Origin of the sequence: Natronomonas halophila (assembly GCF_013391085.1) — an archaeon.
Classification (GTDB): Archaea; Halobacteriota; Halobacteria; order Halobacteriales; family Haloarculaceae; genus Natronomonas; species Natronomonas halophila.
Genome location: NZ_CP058334.1, coordinates 19,472 through 37,963, shown reverse-complemented (window position 1 = coordinate 37,963; position 18,492 = coordinate 19,472). Strand labels below are relative to the sequence as shown.

General features: G+C 60.5%; 14 protein-coding genes. 3 read left to right on the top strand and 11 right to left on the bottom strand.

Annotated elements, in window-relative coordinates; all coding sequences use genetic code 11:
• The 4 genes from HWV23_RS00165 to HWV23_RS00150 form a co-directional block, all read right to left on the bottom strand.
• Positions 1 to 2,256, bottom strand: a complete 2,256-nt coding sequence (locus HWV23_RS00165; RefSeq protein ID WP_178288331.1) for a hydantoinase B/oxoprolinase family protein — start codon at positions 2,254 to 2,256, stop codon at positions 1 to 3.
• Positions 2,249 to 4,402 (bottom strand): hydantoinase/oxoprolinase family protein, encoded by a 2,154-nt coding sequence (locus HWV23_RS00160; RefSeq protein ID WP_178288329.1) that lies wholly within the window; start codon positions 4,400 to 4,402, stop codon positions 2,249 to 2,251. Before HWV23_RS00160 ends, HWV23_RS00165 begins: the two co-directional genes overlap by 8 nt.
• Before the next feature lie 139 nt (positions 4,403 to 4,541).
• Positions 4,542 to 5,249 carry a helix-turn-helix domain-containing protein gene (locus HWV23_RS00155; protein ID WP_178288327.1) on the bottom strand — a complete coding sequence of 236 codons (708 nt, stop codon included), beginning with the start codon at positions 5,247 to 5,249 and terminating at the stop codon, positions 4,542 to 4,544.
• A gap of 1 nt (position 5,250) precedes the next feature.
• The gene (locus HWV23_RS00150; protein WP_178288325.1) at positions 5,251 to 6,822 is read right to left on the bottom strand and encodes a class I adenylate-forming enzyme family protein; all 1,572 of its coding nucleotides are present in this window, start codon (positions 6,820 to 6,822) and stop codon (positions 5,251 to 5,253) included.
• Positions 6,823 to 7,244: 422 nt separating this feature from the next.
• Between HWV23_RS00150 and HWV23_RS00145 the strand changes: the two genes are divergently transcribed.
• From HWV23_RS00145 to HWV23_RS00135, 3 genes are all read left to right on the top strand, one after another.
• Entirely contained in the window at positions 7,245 to 10,076 is a 2,832-nt protein-coding gene (locus HWV23_RS00145) for a M14 family metallopeptidase (RefSeq protein WP_178288323.1), read from the top strand.
• A 298-nt stretch (positions 10,077 to 10,374) separates the two neighbouring features.
• Positions 10,375 to 11,439, top strand: a complete 1,065-nt coding sequence (locus tag HWV23_RS00140) for a sensor histidine kinase (protein WP_211693285.1) — start codon at positions 10,375 to 10,377, stop codon at positions 11,437 to 11,439.
• A gap of 109 nt (positions 11,440 to 11,548) precedes the next feature.
• A complete protein-coding gene (locus HWV23_RS00135; RefSeq protein WP_178288321.1) occupies positions 11,549 to 11,710 on the top strand; it encodes a hypothetical protein in 162 nt (53 codons plus the stop codon).
• 429 nt (positions 11,711 to 12,139) lie between these two features.
• Here HWV23_RS00135 and HWV23_RS00130 read toward each other — a convergent pair whose 3' ends face one another.
• From HWV23_RS00130 to HWV23_RS00100, 7 genes are all read right to left on the bottom strand, one after another.
• Entirely contained in the window at positions 12,140 to 12,976 is an 837-nt protein-coding gene (locus HWV23_RS00130; RefSeq protein ID WP_178288320.1) for an SDR family NAD(P)-dependent oxidoreductase, read from the bottom strand.
• 218 nt (positions 12,977 to 13,194) lie between these two features.
• The gene (locus tag HWV23_RS00125) at positions 13,195 to 13,590 is read right to left on the bottom strand and encodes a winged helix-turn-helix transcriptional regulator (RefSeq protein ID WP_178288318.1); all 396 of its coding nucleotides are present in this window, start codon (positions 13,588 to 13,590) and stop codon (positions 13,195 to 13,197) included.
• A 2-nt stretch (positions 13,591 to 13,592) separates the two neighbouring features.
• On the bottom strand, positions 13,593 to 14,177 hold the full coding sequence (locus HWV23_RS00120; RefSeq protein ID WP_178288316.1) for an NADPH-dependent FMN reductase: 585 nt from the start codon (positions 14,175 to 14,177) through the stop codon (positions 13,593 to 13,595).
• 229 nt (positions 14,178 to 14,406) lie between these two features.
• Entirely contained in the window at positions 14,407 to 15,588 is a 1,182-nt protein-coding gene (locus tag HWV23_RS00115; RefSeq protein ID WP_178288314.1) for a trans-sulfuration enzyme family protein, read from the bottom strand.
• Positions 15,589 to 15,696: 108 nt separating this feature from the next.
• Complete coding sequence (locus tag HWV23_RS00110; protein ID WP_178288312.1) at positions 15,697 to 16,839, bottom strand: acyl-CoA dehydrogenase family protein; 1,143 nt, start codon at positions 16,837 to 16,839, stop codon at positions 15,697 to 15,699.
• 149 nt (positions 16,840 to 16,988) lie between these two features.
• Positions 16,989 to 17,927: a winged helix-turn-helix domain-containing protein gene (locus HWV23_RS00105; RefSeq protein ID WP_178288310.1), complete on the bottom strand. Its 939-nt coding sequence runs from the start codon at positions 17,925 to 17,927 to the stop codon at positions 16,989 to 16,991.
• Between the two features lie 107 nt (positions 17,928 to 18,034).
• Positions 18,035 to 18,451 carry a DoxX family protein gene (locus HWV23_RS00100; RefSeq protein ID WP_178288308.1) on the bottom strand — a complete coding sequence of 139 codons (417 nt, stop codon included), beginning with the start codon at positions 18,449 to 18,451 and terminating at the stop codon, positions 18,035 to 18,037.
• Between the last annotated feature and the right edge of the window lie 41 nt (positions 18,452 to 18,492).

The following is an 18,492-nucleotide window of genomic DNA, read 5'->3' as shown; positions in this document are numbered from 1 at the left end:
TCAGGCCTCCTCCTCGGAAATCGAGTAATCGGCGGGCAGGTCCCAGAACTCCCGGAAGGACTCGGTCCACTCGGGGGACCGCTCGAACACGCCGCTGTACATCCACGTGACGGGGTCGCTGAACTCCCGGTCCAACACGCGTTCGCGTTCGGACTCCCAGAACTCCGTCGCCGGGACCGACTCGGCTTCGCGTTCCTCGCGGAGTTCTTCCCGCCGGGCCTCGGTCGCCTCCTCGTCGACTTCGAACTCCCGGTCTTCCTCGTCGAGTTCACCGACGACGCCGTAGACGTCCTCGATGACGTCGGGGGTGTAGATTCCCTTCTCGGCGTCGTCGACGAGTTTCTCGACGGGGCGTTCGAGCGGGTCGCCGTAGCCCGGGCCGCCGCGCATATCCCAGTGCAACAGGTCGTTGTTGTCGAACTGGGTCGGGAACAGCACCGCCGCCGTCGAGCGGTCCACGTCCTCCGCCTCGATATCCTCTTCGAGCGAGCCGGGCGGCGTGTCGTCGACCGGATATTTCTCCTGTTTGGCGATACGCTCGGCGAAGTCCGTATCCTGAGCGGTTACGGTGTAACCGCAGGCATAGGGGTACCCCCCGCTCATACCCGTCGTTGAGAAGCCGACACCGTCCCAGCCGCCGATGAACATCGAGATGTCCGAACTGCCGGTGAACGTCCGGAGGCCTTCCCAGCCGGACCCGCCGCGGTACTTGCCGTGGCCGGCCGTGTTCGGCTTGACGCGGCGGCCGAGGTGGACCGCGCCGTGTTCGAGCAGTTCCCATTTCTCGATGTCGCCGAGGTCGCTTTCGGGGTTCCACATCGCGTAGCCGTAGTCCAACCCGTCCCGGGCCGCGCTCGCGCCGAGGCCCTGACACGAGAGGTCGAACGTCGAGACGGCCCAGTACTCGCCGGTGGCATCCAACTGGCCGCCGCCCTGAACGGCGTCGCTCGTCATGCCGAACCCGGCGTTGACCTCCTCGCGGAATCCGCGTGCGAGGAAACTCCGGGAGATGTTCTTCCAGACGGCGTTGTACGTCGGCTGAATCGACCCCCACGACGCCTGATAGGAGAGGCTCGGGTCCTGCGGATTGACGACGCTTCCCTCCGGGTAGTTGGTATCGACGGCGAAATACGAGCCGTCGTTGACCTTGCCGTCGTGGAGCAGACATTGGGTGAGTGAGACCCACATGCCGCCCTCCATCGAACCCTCGGCGGCGTTGTAGGTGTGTGGGCCGGGCGGACTCGCACCGGTCATATCCACCTCCAGTCCGCCGTCGGTGTCGACACGCATCTCCACCGGGAGGTGGTTCATCATGTCCTGACTCGCGGCGGGTTCGGGGTGGTCACGCTCCTCGAACGGCATCGGCATGAAGCTCGTATCGCGGTAAGTGCCGGGGAAGAGCCGTTCCTGTACCCGTTCGTTGAGGGTCTGCCGACCCTCCTCGACGGCCTCGGCCATGAACTGCTTGAACGTCTCCGCGCCGACGTCATCGATCATGCCCTTGACCGTGTTCCGAATCATGTGACAGCCGGCGAGCCGGCACTTCTCGTCGAGGTCCCAGTACATCGGCGTCCGGGTGCCGCGTTTGCCCCGTTCCTTCCAGTCCTGATAGAGTTCGTCGTTCTCGCCGATTTTCTCACAGGTGGCGTAGAGACCGTCCTCGAACCGCTCGGTCGCGTCGATGAGGTCGTGACCGGCCGTCTTGCCACCGATGTCGATTTCGTGGGTAACGCCGTCGGCCCACGCGATTAGCTCGCCGTCGTGGAAAATCGGCACGAACGTATGAACGTCCGTCGTGTGGACGTTCCCGATATCGTTGTCGTTGTTGCAGAACACGTCGCCGGGTTGGATGCCGCGGCGGTGTTCGTAATCCTGTTCGATCATGTACTTGATCGCGAGGCTTCCGGTGTGGACGTGGACGATGATACCGGTCGAGAGGGCGACACAGTCGCCCTCGGGGGTGTATAACTGGAAGCAGAGTTCGCCAATCTCGCGCACGATGGCCGACGCGCTGATGTTGAGTGCCGTCTCGCGAGCGCTGACCAACGCGCCGCGCAGCCGCGAGTACAACTGCTCGTACTCGAACGGCTGGTTTTCCTTCATCTCCAACTCTTCGAGACCCTTGTACCGACCGGTCTCTTCGAGTTGCTGCTCGCTGTGGTCAAGCATTTCTTGCAGCGTCTGCCCGTCCCAGCCGATGGGCGGGTCGACGCGCTCGTACTCCGCGGCCGTATCCGTGTCTGTTGTCTTACTCATTGGTGAGGTGGTAGATTCGGTTGCGGTCGAGCGATGCCTCGAAGCCCGGCGGAACCAGCATCGTCGTGGCGGGAGCCTCGACGACGGCCGGCCCGGTAACGGCGTTGCCCGGGTTCAGTTTGCCCATCTCCCAGAGGTCGGCGTCGTGCCAGTCGTCCTCCCAGAAGATGGCGCGTTCGCCCTTATGTGCCGATTCCGGCGGTGTCGGACCGACAGGGTCCTCGTTGGGAAGCGTCGGGTTCGGCGACGGCGCGACGCCCGTCCCGATAGCCATCGTGACGGTGTAGCCGAGTTCGGGACTCTGTGCCGCGCGTTCGAAGACCTGCGTGAACTCGTCGTTGTAGGCCTCGATAATCCCCTTAAGGTCGTCCGCGGTAATCTCGCCGTCCCACATCTCGGTCGGGACGGTCACTTCGAGGTCATCGAGCATCCCCGTGTACTGCATCCGGACGGCCGGCTGGAACTCCATCTGGTCGACGTCGATTTCGTCGTTTTCGAAGCCGCTACGGGCCTGTGATTCCAGTTTCTGGAAGGTCTGGGTGAGCGCTCCCGCGACGTCCTCGACGTTCCCCAGGTCGGGTTGGATGACGATATCGAGCGACTGGTCGTATCGGTAGGCGTAGTCGGCGGTCGCACAGCCGAACGCGGAGAACGCCGCCGCCCATTCCGGAACGAGAACGTCCTTGAAATCGAGTGGCGCGGTGTAGCCCGCCGTGTGAAGCGGCCCGCCGCCGCCGTAGGAGACGAGGCTGTAGTTCTCGGGGCTATACCCGAGCCCGAGAATCATCGCCCGCAGTTCGTTCGTCATGTCGCGCTCGACGATATCGAGGACGCCCCGTGCCGTCTCGTAGACGCCGGCATCGAGGGGGTTCGCCACCTGGTCCTCGATGTATTCGTGGGCGCGGTCGACGTTCAGGTCGATATCGCCGCCGAGGAAGTAGTCGGGGTTGAGGTAGCCGAGCACCGCCGTACAGTCGGTGACTGTCGGGGTCTCCAGCCCGCTTTCCTCGTTGGCGACGCCGACGAGATAGCCCGCGCTGTCGGGGCCGACCTCCGGCCGGTTCGAGGCCTGGTCGACGCGAACGTAACTGCCCGTCCCGGACCCGATGGTGTCCATCGCGGTCATCGGGATGTTGACCATGAACTGCGCTAGCGACTGGTCCCACCGGGTCGGGTAGTGGCCCTTGGTGATGAGCCCCACGTCGAAGGACGTGCCGCCGACGTCCGAACAGACGAGGTTGTCGACGCCGAGTTGCTCGGAGAGGAACTCACCGCCGAAAATCCCGCCAATCGGCCCCGAAATCATCGTATCGGCGAGCCAGTCGTGGTCGGGAGCGACCGTCCCGCCCGAGGACGTAAGCACCCGGAACGGGGCTTCGGAGCCGTGTTCTTCGAGCGCTTCCTCGATGCTGAACAGCTGTTCGCGCGACGGGTTAACCGCGTAGGCCTCCATGACGAGCGTGTTCAGCCGCGGCGTCTCGCCACGGACCGGGTTCTGCTCGCTCGACAGCCAGATCGGCGTATCGTCGCCGCGTTCGTCTTTGATCTCTTCGGCGATCTCCTTCAGTTGCTGTTCGTGTGTCGGGTTCTTATACGAGAACAGGAACGAGACACAGATGACGCGTACGTCCCTGTCGAGGAGGTTGTGAATCGCTTCACGCGCCTCGTCCTCGTACAGCGGGGCCAGTTCCTGCCCCGACATGTGGACGCGACAGCGGACCCCCTCGACGTTTTCCCTCGGGACGATGGGTTCGGGGTGTTCGTGTTCCCGTGCGTGGAGTCGACCCGCATACGACAGGTCGGTCCACGACTGGATGCCGCGGCCGAACCGGTGTGTATCCTCGATTCCCCGGTTCGTGATGATCCCGATGTTTCGATCTCCCTCCCGTTCGAGGAGTCGGTTTATCATCGCCGTCCCGGAGTAGACGGTCCCCCGGAGCGTGTCGGTACTCTCTGCTAGCGTCGTGTTCCAGTACTCCAGCGCGTCGGCGTAGGAATTGATGACACCCTCGCTCTCATCGTCCGGCGTCGTCTGCGCCTTGCCGACCGTATACTCGCCCTCGTCGTCGACGACGAACGTATCCGTCATCGTTCCCCCCGTATCGAGCGACAGGAGTTCCGGATTGTGTGGCTGATCTGCTGACATTGTGTAGGTGGCTGTGGTTCCCGAGCGATGCGTCCCCCATTGCGTGCTAATACCTATCGTGGTGTGAGCCACCGTATACCATCGATTCGCAAAGTGTTATGCCCGGAGGCGCTCGATATATATCATCCTTTATTAGGCACTATTCGGCCTCACGGAGTTCGGCGTCGGCCCGGCGACGACCGAAGAAGAGTTCGCAGATGTTCTGCTGGGCGCGTCGGAGTTTCTCACTGACCGTCGACTGGCTGAGGTCGAGCCGGTCGGCGACCTCTTTGCCGGTGGCCTCCTGCGGTATCTCGAACATCCCCATCTCGTGGGCGGCTTCGAGGACCCGGAGTTGTTCCGTCGAAAGTGCGGCATGGACATCGAAGGAGAGTCGGTCGCTGCCGAGCGGGTGGCCGACGCCGTCGATTTGAGTCGTGCCGAGCAACTCGAAGGTGGCGTAGGCGTCCTCGATGACGTCCGCGAGGTTTCGAACGTGGTTCCAGTCGTGGACGGACGTGATGACCGTCACGTAGCCGTCTCTGAGGAAAATCCGATGGGGAACGGCGTTGTTCCGTGTGAGCTTCGTGACGATGAACTGCGACGGCTCCGTGACCCGGAGAAGGAGGTGGTTCGTCCGGTGGTGTTGCTCGACGTCGCCGCGCTGTACGTGTGTGATGCAGTCTCTGGACCGCAACGACGACGGGTCGAGGTCCGGGTTGCCGACGACGGTCAGGAACTCGAACCACTCGTCGTCGCCCGCGAAGATGGCGCTGCTGAGTTCGATTCGGCCACTCCGTGTCGACTCCTCGTCGAGGGCCGCGAAAACGCCCGTCGGTGAGACGCGGAACTTCGTACGGTACGGCATGTTACCAGTAGGGCTCCCTGAGGAGTTGTTTGTCGATTTGCCCGTAGGGCGTCTCGGGCAGCGTATCGACCCGGTCGACCGAATCCGGCACCTTCCGTTCCGGTAACCGTTCGGCACAGTAGGTCTGGACGGTGGCCGGCGATGGCTCGGTACCGTCGGCGGGAACGACGACCGCCTTGATGCGTTGCTCGGTCCGCTCCGGCCGGGGGGTGACGTCCAACGTCGGGTCCGCCGGGACACCGATAACGGCAGCCCGTGTGATATCGGGGCGTTGCTCGATGACGCTCTCGATATCCGTGGAAAAGACCGGCTCGCCGTCGACGATGATGCTGTCCTCGATACGCTCGAAGACGAACACTCGCCCCTCGTCGTCGATGCGCCCGAGGTCGCCGGTTCGAATCCATTGTCGTCGCCCGGTAAGGTCGCGGTCGTCACGGAGGTATCCCTCCATCTCGTATGCGGACCGAATGCCGATTTCGCCGATATCCCCCGACCAGTCGTTTTCCTCCTCGAAGACGGTGACCTCCACCTGCCGACAGGGCCGCCCGACCGACCTGAGCCACGCTTCATCCGCCGCATCATGCCGGGACTTCGGGAGGACCGTAACCAGGTTCGGAACCTCCGTCAGTCCGTAAAACCCGATGAAGACGTCTCCGAACGTCTCGATTCCAGCCTGTAACGTCGAGGCCGAAAGCGGCCCCGACCCGTACGCGAGGGTATCCAGCGACGCCGTATCGACCTGTCGACCGTCAGTAAACGTCAGCAGGTCAGCGAGCATACTCGGGACGAGATACGTCCACGAGATGTCGTCGTCCTCGATTCGCCGGACGACCGTCCCCGGGTCGAACTCCTGTTCGAGGAATATCGTTCCCCCACTCGCGAGTGCGGCCATCGCGAACAGCCCCGCCGAGTGGCCGAGCGGAGTTACCAAGAGCAGTCGCTCTCGGTGAGTGATCTCCATCTCGAAGTAGTGGACGAGCAGGTTCTTCACGAGCGATTCGTGGGTATGGAGCGTGCCCTTCGGTTCGCCGGTCGTGCCGCTCGTGAAGTATATCCCGGCTACGTCGTCGGGGTGTACCTGTACCGGTGGCAAGTCGTCATCCGCCCGCTCGAAAATCGACTCGTACTCGTGGAATCCAAGCGGTCGGTCGGCGTCGTCACCGACGCCGATGAAGTATTTGATGTCGAGGTCGCCCTGCTGTAGTTCGTGACCGAGGTCGGCGAGTTCCGGACCGACGATCAGCGCCTCCAGATGTAAATCGCGAAAGATTACCCGGAGCCTGTCGGTATTCGACCGACCGTTCAGCGGAACGGCGACCACACCTGCCCGAGCGGCGGCGATCAGGGACGTCAGAAACTCCACCCTGTTCTTCATTAAAATGCCGACCGCGTCGCCGGCCCCGAGCCCGATGGTGTGGAAGAAATTCGCCAGTCGGCGCGTCCGTTCGTCGAACGTTTCGTAACTGATTCGCCGCCGGTCCGTTCGTATCGCCGTCCGGTTCCCGTACCGGTCGAAGACCCCCTCATAGAACCGACTGAGCGTCTCCAACTGTGGCGTGGTACGTCCCCCCATGCCGCAAGAGATGCGATGGCATACTACAAATGAGCTTTGGTGATCGTGTAAATATTGGTGAAAGTCGGTATTAGTTAACAATAGCTACGAGGACGATACTGTAAATCTAGCTGTTGGCGTCCTGTAGCGCGCTATTTTAATTAATCTCCACAGGGAGGGGTGACGCCGCTATGCGAATTTCTTTTTTTTTTAAATGGTCGGTCGCGAGGACGATTTGGGAGTGATTGCGGAACGGTCTAGAGAACCAATCGTATAGCCGTTGATTATCTTCTGAATACATGTCTTCACACAATTTTTAATACAGTGAATATTGCAGTATTATATTCCTTTGTTTTGTTTGAAGACGTGTTCCGTTACAAATCCTTATAAATACTGCCGGGCTGAACCGGGTTTCTGCGGCACCTTATGTGTCGCTTGGTACCATGAGTGAATCACCTGATACGGTTCCCGAAAACGAGGAAGCGGCGGAGAATCGACACGAACAGTTCCCGAAGGATGCCTTCGATGACAGTCCAGTCGACCGACGGACGTTTCTACAACTCTCGGCGGCTACCGCTGGGGCGCTGTCCCTCCCGGGTGCAGCGGCCGCAAGCGACCACGGTGTAAGCCACGCCGCATTAACCGACCGCTGTGAGTTCGTCGTCAACAATACGCCGGACGATTACGAAGCAGCCGTTATCATCGAGTTCGCTGATGGGGTTCCGGATGGGTTCGGTGAGGCGTATACCGACCCCGACTGGGATATCGACGATCGAGAAGCCCCTCCGACGGCGGTGACTCGTGAGGCACCGACCCCGGCAGCCCACGCCCACTTCACAACGGAGGAACTCACGGCGGTTCTCGACGAGTTCGGCAACAGTATCGAGGAGGTGGACTTCTCACCCGGAGCGAACCCGTGGTGGCAACTCGACGGGGCCTACGCTGACGGTGTCTTCCCAGCAGTCGAAGACGCTCGTGGCTTTATGTCCTTCGAGGAAGCGGTAAACGGAGTCAAGTATCTGGAATCGGAGGTCAATCCTGACCGGATCAACGTTACCTCGATCGGACAGTCACCGGGCTGGGAAAACGCGTTTACTGGCGAGAACCCCGACCGAAAGGACATCTACGTTGCCGAGGTCACGAACAACGTCGACGACGAGGCGTCGTTCGCCGAGAAGGACAAGGCCGTCTACTCACTCAGTATCCATGGTGACGAACGCTCCGGTATCGAGTCCGGATGTCGACTCATCGAGGATATTGCGTACGGCGAGGCCAGTGCGTTCGAGGACCTGCTGGACGATATCGTCCTGCTGTTCCTGTTTACCAATCCCGACGGGTGGGTATCGCGAAACCCCGAAACCGTGATACCGTGGGTCGACCACAACCGGAACTTCCAGCGGGGGAGTGCAAGCGGCGTCGACACCAACCGCCAGTACCCGACGATGGGCTGGATAGATCCCTCGTACTATCCGGCCGAACCCGAGGGGGCGCCCGAGGAGTTCCACGAAGTGGTTCCGGATTCGCTGGCCATCGTTGAACACTTCCGGACCTACGACAACGTGGAATTCCTCTGTGATTACCACGGGATGTACGTCGACGACCACATGGTGTTCAACCTCGAGACGAACGCTCCCTTCGACCACGGGCGGACCCACGAACTCGACGAGGTCAGTATCCAGATCGGTGAGGGGATGCAAAACGAGTGGGGCAGCGTCGACAACGATCCGATCGGTGATGATATCCTCACCGCTACGGAGGCCGAGTACAATTTCCCCTACGTCCCGAACGGTGACTCCTATAATGGACTTCTCGACTGGGGAACAATCTACGATTCGCTCAACTACCAGGTGACAGGCGCGTTCTTGGGGTGGGCCGGCCAGCCGGAGGAATTCGGGGGACTCGGCGCGGTCACCGTCGCCCCCGAAATCATCATCTCGAACGACTTCACGAGCGCTATCCAGGAGTGGAAGCCCTACTGGGCACGCCACTACGTCACCGCGTACCGGATTTCGATGCGCGAATACGCTCGCATGACCGCCGCGGAAACGGACGCGACCGTGGCAAGCGGTGGACAGGACACTGCCTACGTCTCCTCGGAGACGCTGACACGCACCTCGGCAGATCTCTCCCACACCGACGAAAGCCCCGGTCGTGGGAACGGTCCTGGACAGAATCGTGCTACGGAGGTGCAGCGTCGCCACGAGACAGTTCAACCGGGACCTGGAACCAGCGCGAGTACTGGCGTCAACTCCAGTGATTCCGGTCACTCGCTGTTCGTCCACTTCGAGGGACTGGACGACGCAACCGAGGGAACAGTTCAGCTCAAGAACCCTGCTGGCAACGTCGTTCGCGAGATTGACCTCGACGAGAAAGCGGATCCCAGCGCTTCGGATTCTCGGAGACACGACTTCGAAGCGTGGTTCGTCCGGCGTCCTGAGGCGGGCAACTGGAGCGTTGACGTTGAGGCGGATACCGACGTCGACGTCCAGTTGACGCTTCTGGAATCCGATTCGGAACATCCCGACCCCGAGGAGGTCCTTGGATACGAACAGCGCGAGTATGTCGTAAACCCGATGCAGTTCTTCAAGGACCTCGACCCGTACGTCGAGGACGGCGACGTCGACGCGGTGCGAGTCCACGACGTCCGGAACGGTCGGCTGCTCCGTGGTCGTTCGGGCCAGCGCCACTATGACAAACTCGTTGTGTCCCACGATGACGGTCGTGACGATTCGTCGTATATCGAGGCTATCGAGGCGTTCGTCGAGGCCGGTGGCGATCTCGTATTGACCGATAGCGGCGTCAACCTGCTTGCCGAACTTGATGTTGGTGATGCCGCCGAAATCGATGACGGCGCGATTCAGACTATCGACGTTCAGTTCGCCAACCTCGCGAATCGTGTATTCGACCACGATTTATTGGCGGGAATCCGTCCCCGACAGCAGGAGATTTGGAAGGGCTCCCAACTCGGCTATACGACCGATGTTGACCAGCCGGCGACTATCGTGGATGTCGACACCTTCGAGAACGCCGGGGGCGAAGTCGCCGGTACGATTAGTGGTGGTGTAGGCGCAGGCCGGCTCCAAGCGGGTGATGCTGAAATCAACGTCGTTGGTTCGGTCCTACCGCCGGCCCAGCAGACCGAACTCCATCCCTTTGGGATGGGAGATTATGCTGTCTCCTTCATGGGACATACATTGCTGTGTAACGCCCTTGGATTCGAGCAGCGTCGGTACTTCGAGGGCGAACTCATCAGAACCTACGGAGAAGTCAGATAAGCCCCACCCTTAATCCTCGTCGTTTATTTCTTCTCGCAGGCAACGGCGATTCACCGTTGGCCGCAGTGTGCTTATAGAGTACGACTGTTCTGGGGAAGTCCCAGCCGTCATTCGCGATACGGCTACAGGTTTCGACCGACGAATCGTATCTCGAAGTCAACTCAGCCACGTACGGACGCAACGCTCGCCTCCGTGGTCGAGGTAGTAACCTCATGTTCAGCCCGAAACGTCCGGTTGTCATCGCGGAGACGGCACCGAGTAGGCAAAAGAATATACCCCTCAACTGAAATCATGTCGTATGTCGTTCACAACCGAAACCATCCACCCTCGATATGGATTCTACGCGCTCGGGTGGCTCTGTTTCGGGCTTGGAATCGTCCACTCCTATGTCGAAGGCAGCGGGCTGGAATCGCTCCTCGAGATGCTCATGATTACGGGTGTCTCCACGATAATACTCTATACGGGGTATGAACTCTCCGGGCGACCGATATCCGAGGCCGGCCAATGGCGAGCGTTGCTGATTGGCACGCTCGTAGCCGGGTCGTTCGCGGTTATGGCGTTCGCCATCTGGATGACGTGGTCGCTGGATGGGCGTAACGACGAACTTTCCTTTCTCCTCTCGTTTGCGACGACTCTCGGCGCGGCAGTCGGCACCCGTGTGAGTCTCTTTGCGGTTGAATCAAACGAACAGTTGGCCGAAACACAAGAACTCACCAAACTGCTCAGAATAAATCAACGGGTCTTACGCCACAACCTTCGGAACGAACTCTCGGTCGTCCTTGGGCATCTCGGAAACATCGAACGTGCTACTGAAACCGACGACGTCACCGACGACCTCCGCGTGATTCGTGAGCATCTCGATGGGCTTCTCGAAACCAGCGACCGGACGCGAAAGATCGTCTCGATCTGGGATACTCCCGGGTCGGTCGACCTGGAGTTGACGTCGGTAATCGAAAACCAACTCCAGCAGGTCCGGCAGGAATACCCGACCGGGACGCTCTCTTCGACCCTGCCGGAGGAATGCTGGGTAACCGCCCATCCCGCACTTCCGATTGCGATTGAGGAGGCGCTCACGAACGCTCTCGAACACAACACGACCGATGTGTCGGTCACCGTTACGGCTGCGTTTCGAGACGACGACACGGTCCAACTCACGATTGCGGACACGGGGACCGGTCTCCCGGAGACCGACCGGGAGGCGATAACGCTCCCGGAAGAAACCCCGCTCTCTCATACCCGGGGGCTCGGCCTGTGGATTCTCTATTGGGCGACTCAGATGTCAGATGGAACCATCGCTTTCGAGGACAACGACCCGACCGGGACCGTCGTCAGAATCACGCTCCCGGCAGCATCCGTTCGTTAACGAGGCGGGCCCCCAAACCGTTGGGTCAGGCCCCTCGGCAGGATTTTGCGGTGGGGGTAACATTTTAGCCCCCAGCCTTGTCGTGCTGCGTCGTGCAGAACGGGCTACCGTGAACCCCGCTACTGGCGACGAGATGCGTATCGAGTGTACCGAGTGTCACTTCTCGGCGACCGAAGACACGGCCGGGAAAGGATTCCCTGCGGACATCATCACGGACCACGGCCGGAAGACGGGTCACAATCTCTCGGTTACGCCGACTAGCGAGGGATGAGCCGGGAATCGGTTGTGGAACGTATCCGGGAACATACGGGGATGTCACCAGCAAACGCGTCGGTCAATAGAACCCATCCGATGTGCGACACATCTACCGAAAATGCGCGATGAAATGGTCGTCAAGTGTACGGAGTGTCGATTCGATCAGGTCGTTGACGTGGATTCGGAGCCGACGCCGGCGGACGTATTGCTGGCACACGAGGACGAGACGGGCCATCGACTGAAACTATCGCCCCTGAGGGAGTAGCGGACTCGCTCTTGTAACTGTCCTCCCACTCCGTGCCGACCTGCCCACTGTTTGTGTAATACCGGTGATGTGGCCGTCGTGAAAGGGCACACTACGTGTCACCAACTGAGGCACAACGACCAGCGAGTCGATGCGAACGGTATCGACTCCATCGGCGATGGAGAAGGATGACGAGAGTTCTCAATCGGCCGCCTGACCGCCATCGACCGGAACCGTGTGGCCGGTGATGTACGAGGCATCGTTCGAACAGAGGAACGCCACCACGCCAGCCATCTCTTCGGGTTCGGCGATCCGGTCCATCGGCACCTCACGCATCGCCGAGGTATCGTAGTCGGCACGTAGGGTCCGAATCGCCGTCCGAATCAGTTTGACGGCCGTCTTGACGCGGTCACGCAGCGACGGCGTCTCGCCCGGGTCGCCGCCGAGCATGCCCGACTGGATGTTCGTCTTCGTCGGCCCCGGCGCAATCGCGTTAACGCGAATGCCGCGGCTGGCGTATTCGAGTGCGACCGATTTCGTCAGTCCGACGACGCCGTGCTTGCTCGCCGAATAACTGGATAGGCCGCCCATCCCGACCAATCCCGCTTCGGAGGCGGTGTTGACGATAGCGCCGTGTCCCTGCTGCTCCATTACCGGAAGTTCGGCCTTGAGGCAGGCCCAGATGCCTTTGAGGTTCACGTCGATAATCTTGTCCCACTGGCCCTCCTGAATACCGGTGACCTCGACGAAGTCGGTGAGAATGCCGGCGTTGTTGTGCGCGAAATCGAGGCTCCCGTACGTTTCCACGGCGACATCGACCATGTGTTCGACGGACGCGAGGTCGGAGACATCCACCTCGACGAACGTGGCGTTTCCGCCCGCGTCCTGAATCCGTTCGGCAGTCTCGCGGCCGGTGTCTTCGACGACGTCAGCGACGACCACGTTGGCGTCTTCTTCGGCGAACCGGAACGCCGACGCACGGCCGATTCCAGAGCCAGCCCCTGTCACGAGGGCGGTCTTCCCGCTTAACCCGTTCATGGCTGATGCCTCCCGGACTCGAACGAGCGAGTCACGAAGCGTTCGGGGTTCGGTGATTCAGTCGACGCCACCGCGATACGGGTTCGTCGCCGCTTCTTACGCGCGTCTTGCGCCATAATACAGAACGAGCAGTAACGGTGATGAATGTATTGCCACTCCCCCGTCTCGAGCGACCTCCCGCGCCCCGCTTGGAAATGTTCAAAAACAGATACGATAACTCAATCGGCCGTTTCAGTCGTCGTGGGGGCGGAAATTGTCTCATCCGGGACCTCTTCACCCCAGTCCCGGGCCCACTCGTCCAGGTCCGATAACACGTCGAGGAGCGCCTCCCCTTTTGTCGTAAGGCCGTAGTAGACAGCGACTGGCGCGTCTTCTTCCATCCTTCGGACCACGATATCGTTCTCGACCAGTACGTCGAGTGCATCCGAGAGGGTCTTCGAGCGGGCGCCCGTCGCCCGTTTGAGTTCGTTGAACCGCGTTTCACCCTCTTTGAGCGCATAGATGACGTTCATACGCCACGGTGTCCCGATCTGCTCGATGGCCTCTATGACGGGGCAGGCGGATGCGTTCTGTGTCTCGATTTCGTTCTGTCGGGAGTCGGTCTCAGCGGACATGGTTAATCAGCCGTGGGAACGGCACAGGCGGCAGTGGTTTCCGGGTACGATTCGACGCCGGCGTATTCGACGAGGTCCGTCCCAAGCGTCTCGATGCGCTCGATTAGACGCTCGTCGGTTAATCGGCCAGCTTCGAAGGCGCTGTGTGAATCGGGGATTGCGACTTGATGGGGAAGCACCCACGCATCGAGTGCCCGCGAAACGGACCGGAGATGCTCCAATGCAGGCGTGGGGAATCCGCCACCGGAGACGACCAGTAGGCCGACGGTTGTTTCTTCGAACTCGTCGAACCCACAGTAATCGAGTGCGGTCTTCAGAACCGACGAGTACGACCCATGGTACATCGGGGAACCCAGCAAAACCCCGTCAGCATTCCGGACGCGGCGGCGGAGTTCCGTAGCGTCCCCGGCGTCACTCCGATCGGGGTCAAAGACGGGGAGATCCAGCGCGGCGAGGTCAACGAGGTCGGTCGTGGCACCGTCAGCCTCGGCCGCTTTCAGGGCCCGTTCGAGTGCCTGCCGAGTATGACTGCCGTCGCGCTGACTACCGCATAACGCGACGATATGTTTGCTATCGGTTACTTTCATCGCTTGTCGCATTACACGTACTAAGGTTAGTTAAGCGCTCGGTGGAACGATTTCCAGTAAATTTTCTTATGCTATTCGGAATAACACTGCTTCTCGACAGCCACCCTGTCACCAACGATGGAGATGGCTGCCGCTGGGTCTAGAATTGGTTCGAGAAGGACCACTGTGGATGTTCGGAAAAGAACCACTATCAGGTGCCGAAGGCACCGAACCGCGGCGCCGGAGGCGTTCAAAGGTAGTTCAACGCTTGTTCGATATCCCGAATCAAATCCGTACTACTCTCGATACCGACCGGCATCCGCACGAGCGACTCCGAGATTCCTGCTTCGCGGCGGTCCGCCGCTGGCATAAACGAAGCCGACATCGTCCAGGGGTGGTCGACCAAGGATTCGACGCCCCCGAGACTCACCGCGGTCGTGAACAGGTCCAGTTCCTCGATTACCGCTCTCGTTTCTGCTTCGGTGGCATCCAGTTCGAACGAGACGATGCCGCCGAACCCGTCCATCTGTCGCCGGGCCAACGCATGCTGCGGATGGGATTCGAGCCCCGGATAGTTCACCTCGCTGACGGCCGAATGGTCGACGAGATAGTCCGCAATGGCCTGCGCGTTCGTTTCGTGTTGGGTCATTCGCAGGGGGAGCGTCTTCACCCCACGGAGGACGAGATATGCGTCGAACGGGGGGAGTAGATTCCCAAGGGTGTACTGCTGAAGTTCCGAGACGCGTTCGGCGATGTCCGAATCGTCGGTCGCAACTACGCCGCCGGTCGAATCGCTATGACCGTTCAGATATTTGGTCGTACTGTGAACGACGACGTCCGCACCGATTTCGAGCGGTCGTTGGAAGTACGGCGTAGCGAATGTGTTATCGACGCCGAGTTTCACTCCGTTCTCGCGGGCGATTTCGGCCGCTCCATGCAGGTCACAGAGCTTCAGTAGTGGGTTGGTCGGCGTTTCCAGCCAGAGGAGGCTCGTCTCAGGTCGAATCGCAGCCTCGATCGCGTCAGTGTTCGTCGCGTCCACGTACTCGATGTCGACGCCCATCTGTTCTCGCAGTAAATCGTCGAACAGGACTCTCGTACCGCCGTAGACCCCGTCGAACGCGACGACATGATCGCCGGAATCACAGAGGGCGAGACACGCCGTCGCGATGGCTGCTGTCCCGGAACTGAACGCGATGGCCTCGTTCGCTCCGATGAGTCGAGCGAGGCGTGTTTCGAGCGCGTCCCGTGTTGGATTCCCGAACCGGGAGTATTTGTAATCGTGTTCGGCAACCCCGGGAGAACGCATCGCGTGATGTGTCGCGAGATGAATCGGTGAGACGACGTCCCCCGATTCGGAGCTCAGTTCGGCCACTTCCTCACCGCTGTGAACCGCTTCCGTGATGAACGCCGTCGTGTCGAAATCAGCCATCGTATCGATTTGAATCCGAGAGCCGACTCGACGGCAACGAGCCAGCGGTCTCATTGGTTACCAAGGACGTGTGTGATGGTTCGAGATGGGGCGCCTTCGATTGGTACATCATGGTTCGGAATATGCCTCGTAGACGGCCTCGCCGAGCGCGTCCTTATGGCCTTCGTTCGGGCCACCGGCAATCGTCAGCAGTCGAGCGTCACGGAGATGGCGTTCGACGTGTTTTTCGGTCGTATAGCCGATACCGCCGTGGAGCTGTAACGCGTCGTTTGCGTTATCGACGGCCGCCTGAGTCGCGTATACCTTCGCCATACTGAACTCTCGGGTCGAGTCCAGATTTCGGTCCGCTTTGGCCGCTGCTCGGAGCGTAAGTAATCGAGCGACGTCCGCTCGCTCGGCCATCTTGCCGATTTGCCACTTGCTCCCTTGGAAATCAGCGATGGCATGCCCGTACTGTTCGCGTCGTTTCGTGTACTCGACCGTTTCATCCAGCGCCGCACGAGCGATACCGACGCCACGGGCGGGAACGTTCACGCCGATGTCGACCTCGCTGCGCTGTACGTACGCCTCACCTACGTCTCCGATACGTCGAGTATCGGGGACCTGTACGTTGTCCAGCGTCGCTTTCGGCGATTTCACCGTATTAGCTCCGAGCGTGTTCCAGACGGTCTCTATCTCGAAGTCGTCGGTAGGGACGAGAAACGCACTGATGTTATGTGGCGCTTCCGTCTCCGGGCCGGTTTTCGCGTACGTGAGGACGTAATCAGCGTGCTGGAGGTTCGTAATCCATCGCTTGTGTCCGTTCAGAACCCACGTATCTCCCTCTTTCTCCGCGGTCGTTTCCATCTCCAGTTTATTACTGCCAGCGTTGGTTTCGCTGAGACCGAGGGCGCCGACCGTCTCGAACGACGCCATCGACGGGAGAAACCGCTCCCGTTGTCGCTCGGTCCCGAACTTCTCGATAACCGTCGCGATGTCGAGATGCAGCGCCACTGCGCTGGCGACGGGCATCAGTGCAGCGGCTACTTCTTCGATAACTATTGCGAGTTCGACCAGTCCCTGTCCTTCGCCGCCGTACTCTTCCGGGAGCGTCAACCCCCCATAGCCTCGCTCTCCCAGTTCTTCCAAGATTTCGGTGGGGTGTTCCTCGTTCTGGTCGAGTTCGATAGCCTGCGGTTTGATGGTGGTTTGTGCGAACTCGCGAACGTCGTTTCGGAGTGTACGTTGTGTGTCTGTGAGTTGGAAGTTCATGACCATCTCGGCCGTTGAGCCGTATATCGAGTCGGTTGAGATGATTACTGCACAGTGCGACCGATTGCTTTCGTCTCCTTGCAGAGTCAGCTAGATAGACGTTCGAACCGTAATTAAACGCTCCGTGGAACCCGTTTCAGTAAATTCCGTTATGTTTCGGGAGTCGCCTCGCCGATGACGTCGATAGATGCATCGATAGTGAAGGCCAGCGACTCGGGAGCGTCTAAAACCGAGACATCGACGCACATGGGGTCGGTGTCCCGAACAGTAACGGCGTCGGCGTCGACCACGAAACCGAGGTCCCATAGCGGCGTCGCTCGGACGTCGATATCGGCCTCGTGGAGTCGCCCCGAAACCGCCGGACGCGTCAACAGGACGACGCCGACGGGAATGAAACTGTAGAAACTGCACCGTTCGCAGTCGACTGCCACGACTGCGGGATGGTCACGGGCGAAGTACTCGTCGTACCGGTCGAGTTGTTCGATAACGCCGACGCAAGCGCCTTCCTCGTGGACCTGACTGGTTAACTCCCGGTCGACGCGGCCAGCACAGAACGGACAGACACCGTCGAGAGCACACGACCAGATGAGTCTCGTCCGTCGGTCGAAGGCCGCGACTATCGCATCGTCGTCGCGGTCAGCGATACCACCGGGGTCGAACGGCCATTCTATCGCACGGTTCCCACAGTCTGAGCACCGAACTCGGGCGATGTAATCGGTGTCGTACTTGAAAGTCAGTTGTTCCCCACAGGCCCGGCAGTCGGTATCGAGTTCGACCGGTCCGACGGCGACCTGCTCGTGGAAGACGCCGCTCTGGATCGCATCGAGGACACGGTGTCCGGGGTATTGGAGTTCGTACCCCTCGTCAGTTTTAGCGACGAAGTGGTCCCGTAACTCCGAGAGGTGGTACGTGAAGCTCCCCGAGTCACGTTCACCCACCGTCTTCCGGAGTTCCGAGAACGACAACGAAAACCCCGGGGCGTCCCACAACGCGAGGAGAATTTCTAACCGAAGGTCGTGGCTCAGGGTCATGAACGCCGATTCGGCGTCAGTGGCCGCCTGCGTCCTGTCTGATGGGTCACTGGCCATGAATGCCACACGGACACAATGGCGTATAAATATTGAGCCCTATCAGGGGCGAGCGGTACGATGCCACGTTGCTCCGAAGGCGTCCGAAAAGAGGCGCTCTGGTCGCCTCAGAACCCCATGCCGACGGCCAGCGGCCACGTAACAGTCGAGAGCGCCAGGAAAACAAGTGCACTCCCGATGAGGCCGACGTTTTTCAGGAAGTGAACCTGTTCGTTCTGTCTGTCCTGACCCTCCATCGTCCAGAAGTCGTGCATGATGGCCGTAATCGGGACGAGGAAGGCGAGCACCGCCAGCGCACCGACTGCGGGGTAAACACCGGTGAGGACTGCGAGCGACCCCACGATTAGCCCGAGACTCCCCAGCGGGACGCTGACTACAGCCAGTGGCGCCCCCTTGCTCTCGGCGTAGCCGACCGACGATTCGAGGTCGAACAGGTTACCGAGCGCGAGGTAACCGATGGCGAGCGCGAACAGCACCCGACTCAGTAAGAAGGCCGCTCCGGATAGCGTCGAGGAGAAAACCATCAGCTGTCACCTCCCGTCGAGTCGTGCGTTCGCGGCCTGCT